12 protein-coding genes are annotated in these 15668 nt (G+C 61.6%); 7 read left to right on the forward strand and 5 right to left on the reverse strand.

The window, feature by feature from the left end; genetic code table 11:
• Positions 1–8: 8 nt before the first annotated feature.
• From AC2CGQ_RS14100 to AC2CGQ_RS14115, 4 genes are read left to right on the forward strand one after another with little or no spacing between them, the layout of a single operon-like run.
• Complete coding sequence (locus tag AC2CGQ_RS14100; RefSeq protein WP_021505733.1) at positions 9–1619, forward strand: BCCT family transporter; 1611 nt, start codon at positions 9–11, stop codon at positions 1617–1619.
• Positions 1620–1645: 26 nt separating this feature from the next.
• Entirely contained in the window at positions 1646–2770 is a 1125-nt protein-coding gene (locus tag AC2CGQ_RS14105; protein ID WP_015378998.1) for an aromatic ring-hydroxylating oxygenase subunit alpha, read from the forward strand.
• Between the two features lie 45 nt (positions 2771–2815).
• Entirely contained in the window at positions 2816–4264 is a 1449-nt protein-coding gene (locus AC2CGQ_RS14110; protein WP_015378999.1) for an NAD-dependent succinate-semialdehyde dehydrogenase, read from the forward strand.
• 41 nt (positions 4265–4305) lie between these two features.
• Complete coding sequence (locus tag AC2CGQ_RS14115; protein ID WP_076741296.1) at positions 4306–5271, forward strand: PDR/VanB family oxidoreductase; 966 nt, start codon at positions 4306–4308, stop codon at positions 5269–5271.
• Positions 5272–5301: 30 nt separating this feature from the next.
• Here AC2CGQ_RS14115 and AC2CGQ_RS14120 read toward each other — a convergent pair whose 3' ends face one another.
• From AC2CGQ_RS14120 to AC2CGQ_RS14135, 4 genes are all read right to left on the reverse strand, one after another.
• Complete coding sequence (locus tag AC2CGQ_RS14120) at positions 5302–6372, reverse strand: ABC transporter ATP-binding protein (RefSeq protein WP_015379001.1); 1071 nt, start codon at positions 6370–6372, stop codon at positions 5302–5304.
• Positions 6365–8134: an ABC transporter permease gene (locus AC2CGQ_RS14125; RefSeq protein WP_004931567.1), complete on the reverse strand. Its 1770-nt coding sequence runs from the start codon at positions 8132–8134 to the stop codon at positions 6365–6367. The genes AC2CGQ_RS14120 and AC2CGQ_RS14125 overlap by 8 nt, the downstream gene beginning before the upstream one ends.
• Positions 8135–8212: 78 nt before the next feature.
• Positions 8213–9301: an ABC transporter substrate-binding protein gene (locus AC2CGQ_RS14130; protein ID WP_041922370.1), complete on the reverse strand. Its 1089-nt coding sequence runs from the start codon at positions 9299–9301 to the stop codon at positions 8213–8215.
• A 168-nt stretch (positions 9302–9469) separates the two neighbouring features.
• Positions 9470–10387 carry a DMT family transporter gene (locus AC2CGQ_RS14135; protein WP_004931563.1) on the reverse strand — a complete coding sequence of 306 codons (918 nt, stop codon included), beginning with the start codon at positions 10385–10387 and terminating at the stop codon, positions 9470–9472.
• 287 nt (positions 10388–10674) lie between these two features.
• Between AC2CGQ_RS14135 and AC2CGQ_RS14140 the strand changes: the two genes are divergently transcribed.
• The 3 genes from AC2CGQ_RS14140 to brnQ all read left to right on the forward strand — a co-directional run bounded on the left by AC2CGQ_RS14140 (position 10675) and on the right by brnQ (position 13441).
• Complete coding sequence (locus AC2CGQ_RS14140; RefSeq protein ID WP_004931561.1) at positions 10675–11007, forward strand: tRNA-binding protein; 333 nt, start codon at positions 10675–10677, stop codon at positions 11005–11007.
• 30 nt (positions 11008–11037) lie between these two features.
• On the forward strand, positions 11038–11919 hold the full coding sequence (locus AC2CGQ_RS14145; RefSeq protein WP_015379003.1) for a 2OG-Fe dioxygenase family protein: 882 nt from the start codon (positions 11038–11040) through the stop codon (positions 11917–11919).
• A 199-nt stretch (positions 11920–12118) separates the two neighbouring features.
• Positions 12119–13441, forward strand: a complete 1323-nt coding sequence (brnQ, locus tag AC2CGQ_RS14150; protein WP_164095826.1) for a branched-chain amino acid transport system II carrier protein — start codon at positions 12119–12121, stop codon at positions 13439–13441.
• A 69-nt stretch (positions 13442–13510) separates the two neighbouring features.
• Here brnQ and tkt read toward each other — a convergent pair whose 3' ends face one another.
• Positions 13511–15505, reverse strand: coding sequence for a transketolase (gene tkt, locus AC2CGQ_RS14155; RefSeq protein ID WP_015379005.1), 1995 nt, complete (start codon positions 15503–15505; stop codon positions 13511–13513).
• Between the last annotated feature and the right edge of the window lie 163 nt (positions 15506–15668).

Consider the following 15668-nt stretch of genomic DNA (forward strand, 5'->3'; position numbering starts at 1 on the left):
TCACTCCCATGCAGAGCACCCCTAAAAAGGATGTCACGCTCATCGCCATCAGCCTGTGCAGTATTGCGCTGATCGCCCTTTGCCTGATGCTCTTTCCGGCTCAATCCGCGCTTATCGCCAACACCATTTTCAACGGCGTCACCCGGCTGTTCGGTTCAACCATTCAAATCCTGGTGCTGATCGCCCTGCTGGTGGTGCTGTATCTGGCGTTGAGCAAATACGGCAACATCCGCCTCGGCGAAGGCAAACCGCAATACTCCACGCTGGCCTGGCTGTTCATGTTCATCTGCGCCGGCCTGGGCTCGTCCACCCTGTACTGGGGGGTGATGGAATGGGCGTATTATTACCAGACGCCGGGGCTGAACATCGCGCCGCGCACCCCAAAGGCGCTGGAATACAGCATCAGCTACTCCTTCTTCCACTGGGGCCTGAGCGCCTGGGCGACCTACGCCCTCGCCTCGCTGATCATGGCCTACCACTTCCACGTGCGTAAGAACAAAGGGCTCAGCCTGTCGGGGATCATTGCCGCCATCACCGGCGTGCGTGCCAACGGCCCGATCGGGCGGATGGTGGATCTGATTTTCCTGGTCGCCACCGTCGGCGCCCTCACCATTTCGCTGGTGCTGACCGCCTCCACCTTTACCCGCGGGCTGACGGCGTTGACCGGCATCCCGGATAACTTCACGGTACAGGCGACGGTGATCCTGCTGGCGGCAGTGATCTTCTGTCTCAGCTCTTACATCGGCATCGACGGCGGCATGCAGCGCCTGAGCAAAATGGTCGGCTGGGGCGCCTTCGCCTTCGCCGGGCTGGTGCTGCTGGTCGGCCCCACCGAGTTCACCATCAACAACACCATCAACGCCATCGGCCTGACGGCGCAAAACTTCCTGCAGATGAGCCTGTTCACCGATCCGATGGGCGACGGCAGCTTCAGCCGCAGCTGGACGGTGTTCTACTGGCTGTGGTGGATCTCCTATACCCCGGGCGTGGCGATGTTCGTCACCCGCGTCTCGCGCGGCCGCAAGATTAAAGAAGTGATCTGGGCGCTGCTGCTCGGCAGCACCCTCGGCTGCTGGTTCTTCTTCGGTTCGCTGGAAAGCTACGCCATGCACCAGTTCATCAGCGGGCAGCTCAACGTGCCGGAGATCCTCAGCACCCAGGGCGGCGAAACCGCCGTGCAGATGCTGCTGACAGCGCTGCCGCTCGGCAAGCTGTTCCTGGCCGCCTATCTGTTCATCATGATCATTTTCCTGGCCTCGCACATGGACGCCGTGGCCTACACCATGGCCGCCACCAGCACCCGCAACCTGCAGGAGGGGCAAGATCCCAGCCCGATGCTGCGCCTGTTCTGGTGCGTAGTGATCACCCTGATCCCGCTGTCGATCCTGTTTACCGGCGCCTCGCTGGACACCATGAAAACCACGGTGATCCTGACCGCGCTGCCGTTCCTGCTGGTGCTGCTGGTGAAAACCTACGGCTTTGCCCGCTGGCTGAAACAGGACTACGCGGCCATCCCGGCGCACCTGATCGAAAGCAGCCCACCGGCGCTGCCAGACGCGCCGCCGGCCGCCGAACTCTCCGCTCCATCGTCGTATCAACCGCGCCCTATGGCGAAATGACAATAAGAAAAGAGGAAGGTTAACTTATGAGCACTCTGATCCCTGAATTTACCTTACCGAAAGATTTCTGCGCCGACGCCCGCGAGGCTTACACCATTCCGGCCCGGTTCTATACCCACCAGGCAGCGTTCGAGCACGAGAAAGAGCAGGTGTTCGCCACCAGTTGGATCTGCGTGGCGCACCGCAGCGAGCTCGCCCAACCGAACGACTACATCACCCGCGAGATCATCGGTGAAAACATTCTGGTGGTGCGCGGCCGCGACAAAGTACTGCGCGCCTTTTACAACGTCTGCCCGCACCGCGGCCACCAGCTGCTGGCGGGCGACGGCCGGGCGAAAAACGTCATCACCTGCCCTTATCACGCCTGGGCGTTCAAGCTGGACGGCGAACTGGCGCACGCGCGCAACTGCGAAAACGTGCAGAACTTCGATAAGGAAAACTCGCATCTGGTGCCGGTGCGGGTCGAAGAGTACGCCGGGTTTATTTACGTCAATCTGGACTCGCAGGCCGGCACGGTGGAAGACCAGCTGCCGGGCCTCGGCGCCAAAGTGCGCGAGGCCTGCCCGCAGGTCGACGATCTCAAGCTGGCGGCGCGCTTCGTCACCCGCACCCCGGCCAACTGGAAGAACATCGTCGACAACTACCTCGAGTGCTACCACTGCGGCCCGGCGCACCCCGGCTTCGCCGACTCGGTGCAGGTCGACCGCTACTGGCACACCCTGCACGGCAACTGGACGCTGCAGTTCGGCTACGCCCGCCCTTCCGAGCAGTCGTTCAAGTTTGAAGAGGGTAAAGAAGCCAGCTTCCACGGCATCTGGCTGTGGCCGTGCACCATGTTCAACATGCCGCCGCTGGAAGGCATGATGACGGTGATCTATGAGTTCCCGGTTGATGCGGAAACCACCCTGCAGCACTACGACATTTACTTCACCAACGCCGATTTGAGCGACGAACAGCTCAAACTGATCGACTGGTACCGCGACGTGTTCCGCCCGGAAGATTTGCGGCTGGTGGAGAGCGTGCAAAAAGGCCTCAAATCGCGCGGCTATCGCGGGCAGGGGCGCATCATGGCCGACGGCGCTGGCAGCGGCGTCAGCGAGCACGGCATCGCCCACTTCCACAACCTGCTGGCGCAGGTTTATCAACCCTGATGCGACGGGGCCCAAGGGCCCCTTCCCCTGACTTGTGAGGTTCTCGTGAATATTTCCGATCGGGCGCTATTCCGCCAACAGGCCTACATCAACGGCCAATGGCGCGACGCCGACAACCAGGAAACCCTGCCGGTGAGCGATCCCGCCACCGGCCAACTCATCGGCAGCGTGCCCAACATGGCGACGGCCGAAACCCAATCGGCGATCGACGCCGCCCAGCAGGCGCTGGAAGGCTGGCGCGCGCTGCCGGCGCAACAGCGCGCGCAGCTGCTGCGCCGCTGGTTCGAACTGATGCTGGAACACCAGCAGGATCTGGCCAGCCTGATGACGCTGGAGCAAGGCAAACCGCTGGCGGAATCGCTGGGCGAAATCCGCTACGCCGCCTCCTTTATCGAATGGTTCGCCGAACAGGCCAAGCGCACCAATGGCGACATCATTCCTTCGCCGAGCAGCGATAAACGCCTGATGGTGCTGAAGCAGGGCATCGGCGTGTGCGCGGCGATCACGCCCTGGAACTTCCCGGCGGCGATGATCACCCGCAAGGCCGCACCGGCCCTGGCGGCCGGCTGTACGCTGGTGGTCAAACCCGCCAACGAAACCCCTTATTCGGCGCTGGCGATGGCCGAGTTGGCCGAGCGCGCCGGCATTCCCGCCGGGGTGTTCAACGTAGTGACCGGCAACTCGCAGGCGATCGGCGCCGAGCTGACCCGCCACCCGCAGGTGCGCAAACTCAGCTTTACCGGCTCCACGCCGGTGGGCAGGCTGCTGATGCGCCAGAGCTCGGACACCATCAAGAAGGTGTCGCTGGAACTGGGCGGCAACGCGCCGTTCATCGTGTTTGACGATGCAGACATCGATGCCGCGGTGGAAGGCGCGCTGATCGCCAAATACCGCAACGCCGGGCAGACCTGCGTGTGCGTCAACCGGTTCTACATACAGCGCGGCGTTTACGCCCAGTTCGCCGAAAAATTTGTCGCCCGGGTAGCGGCGCTGCAGGTCGGCAACGGTTTCGAACCGGGCGTGCAAATAGGCCCGCTGATCAACCGCAAGGCGCGCGACAAGGTGCTGGAGCTACTCGATGATGCGCTGAGCAAAGGCGCCCAGGTGCTGACCGGCGCTACGCCGCACACGCTGGGCGGCAACTTCTTCACCCCGACGGTGCTGGGCGACGTACAGCCCGGCTCGCTGCTGCTGGAAGAAGAGATCTTCGGCCCGGTCGCGCCGCTGGTGATATTCGATGACGAAGCCGAGGCGATCCGCCAGGCCAACGACACCATCTACGGATTGGCCGCCTACTTCTACACCCGCGATGCGGCGCGCATCTGGCGCGTTTCGGAGCGGCTGGAGTACGGCATGGTCGGCATCAATACCGGGCTTATCTCCAACGAGGTGGCGCCGTTCGGCGGAGTGAAACAGTCAGGCCTGGGGCGTGAAGGCTCCGAATACGGCATCGAAGACTATCTGGAGCTCAAATACCTGTGCCAGGCGGTATAACTTTTTTATGCGCGGGGACGCCCGCGCTTTGGAGCCAATGAATGACCAGCTATCAGATGCTTGATGTTCGCGTCGTCGACATCGAAACCGTCACCGCACAGGTCAAGCGCTTTACCCTGGCGGATCCGCAAGGCCGGCCACTGCCCGCCTTCAGCGGCGGCAGCCACATCATCGTGCAAATGCAGGACGGCGAGCAGCGCTACAGCAACGCCTATTCGCTGCTCAGTTCACCGTTCGAGCTCGACCGTTACCAGATCGCCGTGCGCCGTGAGTCCCCTTCCAAAGGCGGTTCCGACTTCATGCACGATCGGCTGGCGATCGGTGATACGCTGACCATCAGCACCCCGAATAACCTGTTCGCGCTGGCGCCGGAAGCGCAACATCACGTGCTGATCGCCGGCGGCATCGGCATCACGCCGTTTATGGCCCATCTGCATGAGCTGCAACGCAGCGGCCAACGCTACCATCTGCACTACTGCTTCCACAGTGAAGAGCACAACGCCTTCCAGCAGCAGCTGATGCAAGCGCCGTTCGCAGACAACGTCAGTTGCCATGTCTCCAGCCTTGGCGGCCGGTTGGATCTGGCGCGCACGCTGGCCGACGTGGAACCCGGCGCCCATATCTACGTCTGCGGCCCGGCGGCGCTGAACGAAGCGGTCTACCGGATCGCCGCCGAACGGGGTATCGATGCCGCGCGTTTACACAGCGAAGCCTTTGCCGCCGAAGACACGGCGGGCGGCGCCTTTACGCTGGTGCTGGCTCGATCGGGTATTGAACTTGAAGTGGCGGAAGACATGACCATCCTGCAGGCGCTGGAAAACAGCAAGGCAGCCAGGGTCGAGTGCCTGTGCCGCGAAGGCATTTGCGGCACCTGCGAAACCCGCATCGTCGAGGGGGAAGCCGACCACCGCGATCAGTATCTCAGCGACGAAGAACGCGCGGCGCAGCAAACCCTGTTGATTTGCTGCTCGCGCGCCAAAGGCAGCCGGCTGGTGCTGGATTTGTAAAAGGAGCGCCCGCATCGGCGGGCGTCCTGGTTAGGCTTTCGGGAATATCCACAGATGCTCGGCCGGCAGGGAGAGCCGGCACAGCGCCCGATCGCGCGCCTCATGCCCATAGGCGCGCACCACGAAGTCTTCGGCCACGGTGCGGAACAGGTATTCCCAGCGATCGCCAAGATACATGCTGGTCAACAACGGCAGCTCAAGCTGGTTGCCCTGCGGATCTTCGCCCAACTGCACGCGCTCCACGCGGATCACCGCCGTGCCCTCCTGCCCGACCTGCACGCCTGCGCCCGCTTTGCCCCACAGAGCCCAATCCTTGCCTTCGATGCGCGCCCGGTCGCCTTCCAGCGCCACGATCTTGCCCGGCAAGCGGTTGTTGCTGCCCATGAACTCGGCGGTGAACAGCGTGGTGGGCGAGCCGTACATCTCCTGCGGCGTGCCCTGCTGTTCGATTTTGCCGTTATTGAGCAGCAGGATGCGATCGGAAATGGCCATCGCCTCGTTCTGATCGTGGGTCACCATCAGCGCCGACAGACCGAGCTTGATGATCAGCTCGCGCAGGAATACCCGCGCCTCTTCGCGCAGCTTGGCGTCGAGATTGGACAGCGGCTCATCCAGCAGGATCACCGGCGGGTTGTAGACCAGCGCACGCCCGATCGCCACGCGCTGCTGCTGGCCGCCGGAAAGCTGGTGCGGGTGCCGCTTGGCCAGATGCCCCAACCCGAGCTGATCCAGTACCGCCTGCACCCGCTGGGCGATTTCCGCCGAGCCGGTCTTACGCAGCTTCAGCGGGTAAGCGACGTTCTCAAACACTGTTTTATGCGGCCACAGGGCATAGGACTGAAACACCAGCCCCAGGTTGCGCTCTTCGGCGGGAATTTCGCTGCGCGCGCTGCCGTTGTACACCGCGCTGTTGCCGATGACGATCCGCCCCTGGCTCGGTTTCTCCAGCCCGGCCACCGCCCGCAGCAGCGTGGTTTTGCCACTGCCCGACGGGCCCAGCAGCGAGACCACTTCGCCCCGTTTCAGATCCATCGACACCCCTTTCAGCACCGGGTTGTCGCCATAGGTCAAATGCAGATTCTCTACCGAAAGTTCAATCATGTAATTTCACTCCAAAGCGCAAGGCGATCCCCAGCCCCAGCACCACCAGCAGAATATTGATGAACGACAGCGCGGCGACGATATCGATAGCGCCCGCGGCCCACAGAGAAACCAGCATCGAGCCGATGGTTTCCGTGCCCGGAGACAGCAGATACACCCCGGTGGAATATTCGCGTTCAAAAATCAGGAACATCAGCAGCCAGGAGCCGATCAGGCCATAGCGCGACAGCGGAATGGTGACGTGGCGGGTGATCTGGCCGCGGCTGGCGCCGGCGCTGCGCGCCGCCTCTTCCAGCTCCGGCCCCACCTGCAGCAACGTGGAAGAGATCAGCCGCAGGCCGTAGGCCATCCACACCACGGTGTAGGCCAGCCAGACGCTGAAGATGGTGCTGCGCAGCGAACGCAGCCAGACAATCCAGTTAGCACGCAGCCACTCGGCCATCGGCAACGCCGACAGCCAGCCTTCCTTGAGCGATTTGTCCAGCCACATCGGCAGGAACAGGAACACCCACAGGAATGCCAGACCGGCCAGCAGCCCTGGCACCGCGCGCGGCACCAGCACGCTGTAGTCGAGGAAGCGCGTGGCGCCATCCGGCTTGCGGTGCATCGCGATGCCGATAAACAGGTAGCACGCCACCGCCAGCGCCCCGCCGATCACCCCGATCGCCATCGAGTTGACGATGGCGCGCAGCAGGTTGGGCTGCGCCCAGATGGTGCGAAAGGTGTTGATCGACAGTTCGTCCCAGACAGACACGCCCACGCCCCAGTTGGAGATAAAGGCGCGCAGCACCACGCCGATCAGCGGCACGCCGATGGTCACGGTCAGCCAGAACACCACCACCGCGCCGGCCACCCAGCGCCATTTACCCAGCGGCAGCGCGCGGGCCTGCGAGGCTTTGCCCTTGACGGTGACAAAGCGGTTGGCGGTGCGCATCAGCCGGCGCTGCAGCATCACCAACGGAATAGTGATGCAAATCAGCACCACCGCCACCGCCGCCATCAGATGGTAAGACGGCGTGCCCAGCTTGTTGGTCAACTGGTACAGGTAGGTCGCCAGCACCAGGTTGCCTTCCGGATCGCCCAGCACCAGCATCAGGCCGAACACTTCCAGCCCGAGGAAGAACAGCAGCACCCCGGCGTACAAGATAGACGGCCGCACCATCGGCAGACTGACGGCGGTCATCACCTGCAGCGGCGTGGCGCCGGCGGTGCGCGCCGCTTCTTCAACGTCGGAGCCCACGCTGCGCAGCGCCGAGGAGATGTACAGATACGCGTGGGGCACGTGCGTCAATCCGGCTATCACCACGATGCTGGCCATTGAGTAGATGTTCCACGGCACGAAGCCCAGCAGCGCCTCCGCCCACAGCGAGAAGAAGCCTACCGGCCCCGCCGCCACCACGTAACCGAAACCCAGCACCATCGGCGACACGAAGATCGGCACCAGAATCAGCGGTTCGATGATTCGCCGCCCCGGCAGATCGGTGCGCACCATCAGGAAGGCCAAAATACCGCCGAGCGGGATGGCGATAATCACCAGGCCGAATGCCAGAATAAAACCGCTTTTCAGCGCCTTGTAGAAATCCGGGTCGGTAAAGATGAACTCGAAGGCCTCAAGGCTGAAGACCTTGGAAGGAGAGAAAAACGGTGCCGAGAGGAAGCTTTGAATGATGATAAACGACAGGGGGACATAGATAACCAGCGCGGTTATCAACACCACCAGGCCGCGCGGCAGGCTCTGCCACTTTCTGCGCCATGCTTGCATAAATGCTCCCTATGGTTGTAAACGACGACCAAAGGGCGCGCGCCCGTGCGACAGGCGCGCGTCCGAATGCAGTCCCTGTTATTTCGCCGCGGCGGCGCGCCATTGTTTGATGTAGTCGAGACGCTTGGCCGGCTGCAGATATTCCAGCAGGCTGTCATCGACCGGGATCGGCTTGAGCGCGTTACCCAACAGCTTGGTCATGCCATCGATGTCGTTCTTGCCTTCGATGTCGTTGCGGATCGAGGGGATGTCCGCCTGATTGGCGAGAATATTTTGCCCTTTCTCCGACAGCACGTAGTCGAACCACAGCTTGGCGGCGTTAGGGTTGCCGGCCTCTTTGCTGATGAAGCTCACGCGCGACAGCACCAGGGTGTAGTCTTTCGGATAGACGATGCCGAGCGACGGGTCGCTCTTGGCGCGAGCCTCGGCGTACGAACCGAGGATATTGAAGCCGATCAGGTTTTCACCGGAGGAAACGCGTTCCATCATGGTGCCGGTGGAGGATTGCACCGCCAACCCGCCCTTGGCCACATCGGCCAGCGTTTTGAAGTAGTTAGGATCGGCCTTGAAGTCCTGCACCGACAGCATGAAGCCGACGCCGGATTTTTCGATGTCGTAGGTGGTGACTTTCTTCTTGAATTTGTCCGTCTGGCCGGCGATAAGCTTGGCCAGCGCCGCATGCGAATCCGGCACATCGCCTTGCGGGATCAGGCGTTTGTTATAGATAAACACCACCGGCTCGTAGGTGGTGCCATACACCTTCTCTTGCCATACCGCCCATTTCGGCAGCTGAGCCTGCTCGGGGGAGGCATATTCCTGCGCGTAATCGCCCGCCAGTTTCAAAATGGTGTCCATCGACGAGCTCCACACCACGTCGCCGCTGGTGCCGCCGGCCGCCTGCTCGCTGATAAAGCGGTTATACAGTTCGGTGCTGTTCATGTCGTTGTATTCGACCTTGATGCCCGGATACAACGCCTCAAACCCCTGGATCAACGGCGCCGCCGCCTTGGTGTCGGTGGTCGAGTAAATCACCACCTTGCCTTCTTTCTTCGCGCCGTCGACCAGTTTCTGATAGTCGGCGGGGTAGCCCGCCGGGAAGGCCGCATAGGCGGAAACGGAGCCCAGCAAGGTGATTGCCGCTACGGTCGCGCTGATTTTTTTCATCATCATCATCCATCCCCTGATCACATTTAATAAACCAAAAATTAACATATAGTTAATAACTGTGACGAGGCAACGGCGTTGCTTTGTTATCTTTCGGTTTTGTGAGGTTGGACGTTTTTCAGCCAATAAAAAGCCCGGCAGCGCGGGCTTTACGGCGCTTCCAGTCGCAAACTATTCGGCCAGGCGAGAACGCCGCAGCAGGCGAATTCGCTGTACGATGGCGACCCCCAGCAGGGTCAGGGCAAACCCCGCCAACTGCACCAGCGACAGCGCCTCGCCAAACAGCGCATAAGCCTGCAGCGCTGCCGCCGGCGGCACCAGCAGCATCAGCGCGGTAATGCGAGTCAAATCGCCGTGGCGCACCATCCAGATGAACAGCGCGGTGCCGCCCAGCGACAACACGCCGGCCGACCACAGCAGCGAGAACCACAGCGTCGGCGAATTGTCCCAGGCGCCGGAGCCCATCACGGCCGCCAACGCGCCGGTCACGATCGCCGCGCCGAGGTGCTGAATGGCGCCCGCCGCCCGCAGATCGGCCGCCGCCAGCGAAGACTTCTGCACCATGATGCCGATCGTCAGCGCGACGATGCTGCCAAACCCCATCAGGATCGGCAACAGCGCCATATTGCCGACATCAATGCCGGTCAGCCGGGGAGAAAGCACCAGCGCAACGCCGATAAAGCCGATCGCCAGCCCGGCCCAGGAGCGCAACCCTATCGATTTGCGCAGCACCAACGCGAAAATCAGCGCGGTGAACAGCGGCTGCAAGCCGCCGATCAGCGACATCACCCCGGCCGCCAGGCCGTTCGCTACCGCCCACCAGCTTGCAGCGAGATAAACGCCATTCATCAACATGCCGGTCAGCAGGTGCATCACGAACTGCCGCCCCTTGGGCCAGGCGCAATGCAATGCCAGCAAAGCGAATACCGCGGCGGCGATCAAAAAGCGAAAGGTCAGGAAAAGGTTGGGATCGGCATGATCCGCCACCGCCCGCGCGGCAATAAAACCCGTCGACCAAATTAATATCAGGAAAAACGGCGCGATAAATGCCTTTCGCCGATCGCGTTTTTCACGCGGGGTTATTTCCATATCACTACCTGAAAGAATGCGGTTGATGAATGAAGGCATACTAACCAATTTAACACGGGCTTAACAGTGCCGAGCGGACGCCCAAGTTCAGATGGTGCACATAATTACCGGTGAATAATGAAGTTTCAATTTCATATAATTCATCAAGCTTATAATTAATTACGCTACGTTACGACAATGTAAATTAATTGCTACATCGGGTATAAATATTCCCCTCTTGGCGACATTGTCGGGATAATTCCCCTTTGCTAGCCTTTCTGAAGCCATTTAATTAACGGGACTGACTCATGGCCGAAATCACTGATTTTATGAAACTGGATATGCGTATTGGCGAAATTATTTCCGTGGAATATAACGACAAGGCGTTAAAACCCGCCTATAAGCTGCGCATTGATTTCGGCGAGGAAATTGGCATTAAAAACAGCTCGGCACAATTATGCGAAAACTATCAGGAAGATGACCTGCTTGGCAGAAAAGTCATCTCCGTCGTTAATTTCCCCGCCAGGCGGGTTGCCGGATTTAAATCCGAAGTGCTGGTTCTTGCCGCGGTCACCAGGGATCAAGGCACCGTCTTGCTGAAACCCGATTTCGACGTGGAGATCGGCAGCAAGATTTTATAACCGCCCCATCATTCGTGAGGCCACCGAGAAATGCGACAGTTATCTCTGCTTGATGAAGTTAAGAAGGCATACCAGGAACACCGTTCAGCCTTTATCCCCGGCGCTACCATGCAGGCAATCCTGCTGGCGCTGGGCGCGCGGCCGGAAGATTTCGCCAGGCTGCAGCAGGTCAGCGCCAATCTGGCGGATGATCCCACGCTGCCTTTCCGCAAGTCCAGAAACGGCCGCTTCTGTTTCGACTTCGATCGCGCCCGGATTGAGCGGCTGGAGTTCCAGCCTTTCGTGCTCTCGGTCGAGGAAGACTTCATCCGCTACGATTCAGGAAAGGTGCGCCATTTCCGCGGCATCAACGACGATCTGCAGTTGAATACGGCCTTTCAGGCGCTGATGAAATTCAAAGCCTACGTGATCGATGGCGTGGGCGTGACGCCGCGCCCCCGGCTTAATCAGAAGATCAACAAGTTCGTCTGCACCGTATTCAACCTGCGCACCGTCACCACGCCGCAGATGCTGGGCGAACCGGCGCTGGAAGGTGTGCACAGCGACGGCGTCGACCACACCATGACAACCTTCCTCGGCTGCGACAACATGACCGACGACAGCGCCAAGACCTTTATTCACGATATGCGCGAAACCAGCGGGATCAAATTCGATCGGGCCCGTCCGGAATGGATTTTGGGCGAAATACAGCATCGGCATTTCCTCGACACCCTGCTGATTGTCGACCACGAGCGCAAACACAGCCTCTCTCCGGTAAAAGCGCAGGATAAACGTAAGGATTCAACCCGCGATATGCTGATCTTTTTCACCCGCAAACCGGTCGAAGACGGCCACGTCTCTTTCGCGTACGACTCTTTTAAACCGCATATCGAAATCCCGCTGTCGATAGACATGGTGGCGCGTGCGAGCTAACGCGCTGCCGGGCCGGCCGCCATGATCCCTCTGTGCGGCCGGTTCACGCCAGGATAAACAGCGCTGGATTAATCAGGTTTTTGTCGCCGAATTATTATATCCTGCCGGACGAAAATTTTTGCGGGCGCTCGCTGCCCCACGCGCCAGCCCTCTGCAGGCGGGCCGTTTATTTCATGAATACAGGCAGTGCCATACCGTTATGACCAAGAGTTTATCCCCGAAAGACATTATCGCCCTGGGCTTTATGACCTTTGCCCTGTTTGTCGGCGCCGGCAACATCATTTTCCCGCCGCTGGTGGGGCTGCAGTCCGGCGAACATCTGTGGCCGGCCGCCCTCGGGTTTATGGTGACCGCCGTCGCCCTGCCGGTGATCGCCGTGATCGCGTTGGCGCGCGTCGGCGGCAGCATCAGCCTGCTTACCGGCCCCATCGGCCGCACCGCCGGCCTGCTGCTGGCGACCGTCTGCTATCTGGCGCTCGGCCCGCTGTTCGCCACGCCGCGAACCGCCAATGTCTCTTTCGCCCTCGGCATTGCGCCTTTCACCGGCGACGGCGCCCTGCCGCAGTTCATCTACAGCCTGCTGTTCTTTACCCTGGCGATGCTCGTGTCGCTGTATCCCGGCCGCTTGCTCGATAACGTCGGCCATATTCTGGCGCCGCTGAAAATTCTGGCGCTGGCCGCGCTCGGCATCGCCGCCCTGATCTGGCCCGCAGGCGCGCCGCTCTCCGCCGTCGGCAGCTATCAGGCCGCGGCGTTTTCCACCGGCTTCGTGCAGGGTTATCAAACCATGGACACGCTGTCGGCGCTGATGTTCGGTTCGATTATCGTTACCGCCGCCCGCTCGCGCGGCGTCAGCGACAGCGGGTTGCTGCTGCGTTATACGCTGTGGGCCAGCCTGATCGCCGGCGTCGGCCTGACGCTGGTCTATATCTGCATGTTCAAACTCGGCGCCGGCAGCGGCAGCCTGATCGAGAATGGCGCTCAGGATGGCGCGGCAATCCTGCACGCCTATGTACAGCACACCTTCGGCGATCTGGGCAGCGTCTTTATGGCGGTGCTGATGTTCATCGCCTGCCTGGTAACGGCGGTTGGCATGACCTGCGCCTGCGCGGACTTTTTCTCACGCTACCTGCCGCTCTCTTATCGCGCGCTGGTGGTCATCCTCGCCCTCTTCGCCATGCTGGTTTCCAACATGGGGCTGGCCAATCTGATCCGCGTCTCACTGCCGGTGCTGACGGCGATCTACCCGCCCTGCATCGCGCTGGTGTTGCTCAGCTTCAGCCAGAACCGCTGGCGCAGCGCCAGGCGCGTCTTCGCGCCGGTGATCGCCACCAGCCTGGTGTTCGGCCTAGCCGATGGCCTGAAGGCTTCAAGCTTCAGCGGCCTGCTGCCCGCCTGGTTCGATAAGCTGCCGCTGGCCGAGCAGGGTCTGGTCTGGCTGCAGCCTACGCTGTTGGTGCTGTTGCTGGCGGCGGCTTACGACCGGTTGCGCAGCGCCGAAAGCGTCAAGGCCGCGTCGTAATCGCGATTTCCGCCCATAAAAAAAGCCGGTCATGATGACCGGCTTTTTTATCGGCTTGCGCCCGGCGGCTTACTTCAGCAGCGCCTGCGCCTTCGCCACCACGTTGTCCACGGTGAAGCCGAACTCGGCGAACAGCTGCTCCGCCGGCGCCGACTCACCGAAGGTGGTCATGCCCACGATGGCGCCGTTCAGCCCCACGTACTTGTACCAGTAGTCCGCGATACCCGCTTCCACCGCCACGCGCGCCGTTACCGCCGCCGGCAGCACCGACTCGCGGTACGCCGCATCCTGCTTGTCGAACGCGTCGGTCGACGGCATCGACACCACGCGCACCTTGCGGCCCGCCGCGGTCAGTTTGTCCGCCGCCTCCACCGTGATGCCCACTTCGGAGCCGGTGGCGATCAGGATGACGTCCGGCGTACCCGCGCAGTCTTTCAGCACGTAGCCGCCGCGGTACACGTTCGCCAACTGCTCTGCGGTGCGCGGCTGCTGGGTCAGGTTCTGGCGCGAGAACACCAGGGTGGTCGGGCCGTCGTTGCGCTCGATGCCGTACTGCCACGCCACCGCCGATTCCACCTGGTCGCACGGGCGCCAGGTGCTCATGTTCGGGGTCACGCGCAGGCTCGCCAGCTGCTCCACCGGCTGGTGGGTCGGGCCGTCTTCGCCCAGACCGATGGAGTCGTGGGTGTAGACGAACACGTTGCGCAGCTTCATCAGCGCCGCCATGCGCACCGCGTTGCGGGCGTATTCCACGAACATCAGGAAGGTCGCCGAGTACGGCAGGAAACCGCCGTGCAGCGCGATGCCGTTGGTGATGGCGGTCATGCCGAACTCGCGCACGCCGTAATGAATGTAGTTGCCCGCCGGGTCAACGTTCAGCGCTTTCGAGCCGGACCACATGGTCAGGTTGCTCGGCGCCAGGTCGGCGGAGCCGCCCAGGAACTCCGGCAGCACCTTGCCGAACGCTTCCAGCGCGTTCTGCGACGCCTTGCGGCTGGCGATGTTGGCCGGGTTGGCCTGCAGTTTTTCCACGAACGCCTTGGCGTCGGCTTTCCAGTCCGCCGGCAGCTCGCCGTTCATGCGGCGCTTGAACTCGGCGGCCAGTTCCGGGAAGGCCCGGGCGTAGGCGGCGAACTTGTCGTTCCAGGCCGCTTCTTTGGCCTGACCGGCTTCTTTGGCGTCCCACTGGGCGTAGATGTCCTGCGGGATTTCAAAGGCGGCGTATTTCCAGCCCAGCGCTTCGCGGGTGGCGGCCACTTCGGCGGCGCCCAGCGCGGCGCCGTGCACGTCATGGGTGCCGGCCTTGTTCGGCGAACCGAAGCCGATAACGGTCTTGCACATCAGCAGCGACGGCTTGTCGGTCACCTGGCGGGCTTCTTCAATCGCGGCCTTGATGGCGTCCGGGTTGTGGCCGTCGACGTTGCGCACCACGTGCCAGCCGTAGGCTTCGAAGCGCAGGGCGGTGTCGTCGGTGAACCAGCCGTCAACGTGGCCGTCGATGGAGATGCCGTTGTCATCGTAGAAGGCGGTCAGCTTGCCGAGCTTGAGGGTGCCGGCCAGAGAGCAGACTTCGTGCGAGATGCCTTCCATCATGCAGCCGTCGCCCATGAAGGCGTAGGTGTGGTGGTCGACAATGTCATGGCCAGGGCGGTTGAACTGCGCCGCCAGGGTGCGTTCGGCGATGGCGAAGCCGACGGCGTTGGCGATGCCCTGGCCTAGCGGGCCGGTGGTGGTTTCAACGCCCGGAGTGTAGCCGTACTCCGGGTGGCCCGGGGTTTTGGAATGCAGCTGACGGAAGTTTTCCAGCTCGCGCATCGGCAGGTCGTAGCCGGTGAGGTGCAGGAGGCTGTAAATCAACATGGAGCCGTGGCCGTTGGAGAGCACGAAACGGTCGCGGTCAGCCCAGTGCGGGTTAGTCGGGTTGTGGTTGAGGTAGTCACGCCACAGGACTTCGGCGATGTCCGCCATGCCCATAGGGGCCCCCGGGTGGCCGGAATTTGCTTTTTGTACGGCGTCCATGCTGAGTGCGCGGATGGCGTTGGCAAGCTCTTTACGAGAGGACATGTTTTACTCCAGGTCGGATAAAAAAAGCAGTCAAGTTCCCTATTTTCTCAGACTCCACATCACAACGGCAATCCCTAATGCCAAATGAGAGCGAGTTCACCACTTATTAGCACGATTGGACGCTTTTTCGGAATAACACTATTCTCGCTCCGGCTGGCGTACA

This window comes from Serratia sp. DFXYC6, from assembly GCF_057196085.1.

Bases quoted from the DNA above. Each gene is read 5' to 3' on its own strand.
- AC2CGQ_RS14140 (WP_004931561.1), top strand. From the start codon at position 10,675: ATGGCCGAAATCACTGATTTTATGAAACTGGATATGCGTATTGGCGAA.
- tkt (WP_015379005.1), bottom strand. From the start codon at position 15,505: ATGTCCTCTCGTAAAGAGCTTGCCAACGCCATCCGCGCACTCAGCATG.
- AC2CGQ_RS14120 (WP_015379001.1), bottom strand. From the start codon at position 6,372: ATGATTGAACTTTCGGTAGAGAATCTGCATTTGACCTATGGCGACAAC.
- AC2CGQ_RS14135 (WP_004931563.1), bottom strand. From the start codon at position 10,387: ATGGAAATAACCCCGCGTGAAAAACGCGATCGGCGAAAGGCATTTATC.
- AC2CGQ_RS14125 (WP_004931567.1), bottom strand. From the start codon at position 8,134: ATGCAAGCATGGCGCAGAAAGTGGCAGAGCCTGCCGCGCGGCCTGGTG.
- AC2CGQ_RS14115 (WP_076741296.1), top strand. From the start codon at position 4,306: ATGACCAGCTATCAGATGCTTGATGTTCGCGTCGTCGACATCGAAACC.
- AC2CGQ_RS14100 (WP_021505733.1), top strand. From the start codon at position 9: ATGCAGAGCACCCCTAAAAAGGATGTCACGCTCATCGCCATCAGCCTG.
- AC2CGQ_RS14105 (WP_015378998.1), top strand. From the start codon at position 1,646: ATGAGCACTCTGATCCCTGAATTTACCTTACCGAAAGATTTCTGCGCC.
- AC2CGQ_RS14145 (WP_015379003.1), top strand. From the start codon at position 11,038: ATGCGACAGTTATCTCTGCTTGATGAAGTTAAGAAGGCATACCAGGAA.
- AC2CGQ_RS14130 (WP_041922370.1), bottom strand. From the start codon at position 9,301: ATGATGAAAAAAATCAGCGCGACCGTAGCGGCAATCACCTTGCTGGGC.
- brnQ (WP_164095826.1), top strand. From the start codon at position 12,119: ATGACCAAGAGTTTATCCCCGAAAGACATTATCGCCCTGGGCTTTATG.